The sequence below is a fragment of the uncultured Ralstonia sp. genome (genome assembly GCA_913056305.1).
In the GTDB taxonomy this organism is placed as follows: domain Bacteria; phylum Pseudomonadota; class Gammaproteobacteria; order Burkholderiales; family Burkholderiaceae; genus Ralstonia.
In genome coordinates this window covers 1-2,463 of the sequence record CAJXMR010000388.1, presented here as the reverse complement: position 1 = coordinate 2,463, position 2,463 = coordinate 1, and the positions used below count along the sequence as shown (strand labels likewise).

2 protein-coding genes are annotated in these 2,463 nt (G+C 65.5%); both read right to left on the bottom strand.

The window, feature by feature from the left end; translation table 11 throughout:
* Window positions 1–91 precede the first annotated feature (91 nt).
* A complete protein-coding gene (locus QZ609_RS26400; RefSeq protein ID WP_295501442.1) occupies window positions 92–1,924 on the bottom strand; it encodes an ABC transporter ATP-binding protein in 1,833 nt (610 codons plus the stop codon).
* 123 nt (window positions 1,925–2,047) lie between these two features.
* Window positions 2,048–2,463: L-lactate permease (locus tag QZ609_RS26395; RefSeq protein ID WP_295501439.1), on the bottom strand; the 416-nt coding region annotated here is incomplete at its 5' end.

The following is a 2,463-nucleotide window of genomic DNA, read 5'->3' as shown; positions in this document are numbered from 1 at the left end:
GCGCGCCTTTCTTTGCTTACTTTCTTTGGCAAGACAAAGAAAGTGAGTCAGCCCCCGGCAGGGGGATGAAACAAGGGATGCACCACAACGGTCAATCCACGCCGACAAAGCCCCCTGTCTGGTGCGCCCATAGCCGGGCGTACAGGCCGCCGCGCTCCAGCAGTTCCGCATGCGTGCCGCTCTCGACAATGCGGCCGCCATCCAGCACCACCAATCGGTCCATGCGCGCGATCGTCGACAGGCGGTGCGCAATCGCAATCACTGTCTTGCCCTGCATCAGCGTCTCCAGGCTTTCCTGGATCGCGGCCTCGACTTCCGAGTCGAGCGCCGAGGTCGCCTCGTCCAGGATCAGGATCGGCGCATCCTTGAGCAGCACGCGCGCGATGGCGACGCGCTGTCGCTGGCCGCCCGAGAGCTTCACGCCGCGCTCGCCCACCAGGGCGTCGAAGCCGTGGCGCCCGTGCGTGTCGACCAACTGTGGGATGAACTCGTCGGCGCGGGCACGGCGCACGGCTTCCATCAGCTCCGCTTCGCTGCTGTCGGGTTTGCCGTAGCGCAGGTTCTCGCGGATGGAGCGGTGCAAGAGCGACGTGTCCTGCGTGACCATGCCGACCTGTGCGCGCAGGCTTTCCTGCGTGACGGCGGCGATGTCCTGGCCGTCGACCAGGATGCGGCCGCGCTCGACGTCATAGAGGCGCAGCAGCAGGTTGACCAGTGTCGACTTGCCCGCACCCGATGGGCCGACCACGCCGATGCGCTCGCCAGGGCGGACCACGAGGTCCAGCCCCTCGATCACGCCGCTGCCCTTGCCATAGTGGAAGCCCACCTGCTCGAAACGCACCTCGCCGTGCGCCACGCGTAGCGGCGGGGCGTTCGGGCGGTCCGTGACGGTGCGCGGCACGGCAATGGTCTGCATGCCGTCCTGCACCTGCCCGACGTTCTCGAAGATGCCGTTGACCACCCACATGATCCAGCCCGACATGTTGTTGATGCGGATCACCAGCCCGGTCGTCAGCGCGATGGTGCCGGCGCTGATCCGGCCCTGGCTCCACAGCCACAGCGCAAGGCCGGTGGTGCCCGCAATCAGCAGGCCGTTCATGGCGGTGATGGCGACGTCCATGGTGCTGATCATGCGCCCGGCCATGCGCGATTTCTCGGTTTGCTCCGACATCGCGTCGCGCGCATAGGTCTCTTCGTGCTGCGTGTGGGCAAAGAGCTTGAGCGTGGTGATGTTGGTGTAGCCATCGACGATCCGGCCCATCAGCTTGGAGCGCGCCTCGGTGGCGATGACCGAGCGCGCCTTCAAGCGCGGCACGAAGTAGCAGAGCGCGGCCACGTAGCAAGCGATCCACAACAGCAGCGGCAGCATCAGCCGCCAGTCAGCCTGCGCAAACAGCACCAGCGCGCTGATCGCGTAGATCAGCACGTGCCAGATCGCGTCTACGGCCTGCACCGCCGAATCGCGCAGCGAGAAGCCGGTCTGCATGATGCGCTGGGCGATACGGCCCGCAAAGTCGTTCTGGAAGAACGACAGGCTCTGCTTGAGCACGTAGCGGTGGTTCTGCCAGCGGATCAGGTTGGACAGGCTTGGGTTGATGACCTGGTGCACCAGCACATCGTGCAGGCCGAAGACGATGGGCCGGGCAATCAGTGCCACGAATGCCATCCACAGCAGCACATCGCGGTGGCGGGCGAAGAAGTCTGTGCCCGGCGTGGCCTGGATCATATCGATCAGGCGCCCGAGGAAGTCGAACAGCGCCACCTCGATCAGCGCACCCACCAGCCCCACGGCCAGCAGGAACACGAAGACGCCGCGCACCTCGCGCAGGAAGTACACGTAGAAGCGCCACACGTCGCCCGGGGGCTTGCTGTCGGGCAGGCGGAGGAATGGGTCGATCAGTCTTTCGAGGCGGCGCAGCGGCATATCAGATCGGGGGGGGGGAGGGCATCGTCCCAGAACGGGGCGTGCGCAGGTGATGCGACACATCATACGCGCGAAAAAAAGGCCACTCGAGCGAGTGGCCTTTACTTTTGGTTGCGAGCGGGTTTAGTGCGCGACCTGAATCACGAGGTGCGTGAACGGCTCCACATACGCCTGCAGTGTGATCATCAGACCCACCAGGAAAGCCAGCGCAATCGAGTGGAAGAACACGTAGCGCAGGATGTCGCCCTCGTGCCCATACCACTTGGTGGCGGTGGAGGCCACCACGATGGACTGCGCATCGATCATCTTGCCCATCACGCCGCCCGAGCTGTTGGCCGCGGCCATCAAGAGCGGCGGCAGGCCGAGCTGCTCGGCAGTGGTCTTCTGCAGGCCGCCGAACAGCACGTTGGAGGCGGTATCCGATCCCGTGAGCGCCACGCCCAGCCAGCCCAGCATGGTGCCGAACAGCGGGTACAGCACGCCGGTGTGGGCGAAGGCCAGGCCCAGCGTCGCGTCCAGACCGGAGTAGCGGGTCAGGT